Source organism: Aeromonas sp. 603404 (assembly GCF_049171775.1).
GTDB lineage: Bacteria > Pseudomonadota > Gammaproteobacteria > Enterobacterales > Aeromonadaceae > Aeromonas > Aeromonas veronii_A.
Genome location: NZ_JAAKPE010000031.1, coordinates 1 through 513 on the forward strand (window position 1 = coordinate 1; position 513 = coordinate 513).

At 46.8% G+C, this 513-nt stretch carries 1 pseudogene; it reads left to right on the forward strand.

Features of this window, described 5'->3' with window-relative positions:
* Positions 1–229: 229 nt before the first annotated feature.
* Positions 230–340 (forward strand): annotated as a pseudogene (locus G5306_RS20380) (gamma carbonic anhydrase family protein); the annotation flags it as partial.
* Positions 341–513 lie beyond the last annotated feature (173 nt).

Genomic DNA, 513 nt, shown 5'->3' on the forward strand with positions numbered 1-513 from the left:
ACCGCCTTCTCGAGTCAAGCCTTATTTTCAAAGGCTTTTCGAGGTTACCGACGAGGTTGTTTGCGTTGCCGCTTGCCGTGTCGATGGAGGCGCATTATAGGGAACAGATTCTTTCTGGCAACCCCTTATCTGCAATAAAATTGCAAAAAACAGCACTTTTTTAGTTATTCATATCCAACCACAGCTTTTATACAAACTTATCCACAGAAACACCCTTCTGGTTGCTAGAATGGCCGAAAACAAGGAGGCCAAGATGGACTTGCGACTGAGACCCTACAAGGGAAAACGTCCGCAATTGGGCAAATGGGTATATGTAGGGCGATATCAGCTGGCTGACGATGTTCACGCCAAGTGATCCAACCATTAACCATTCACCACTCAGCAGTGGTTTGGGAACAGCGCTTACTTCTATAGAAGAACATATAGGTGAATGATGAGTTGAGGCAGTTGAGGCAGTTGAGGCAGTTGAGGCAGTTGAGGCAGTTGAGGCAGTTGAGGCAGTTGAGGCAGTTG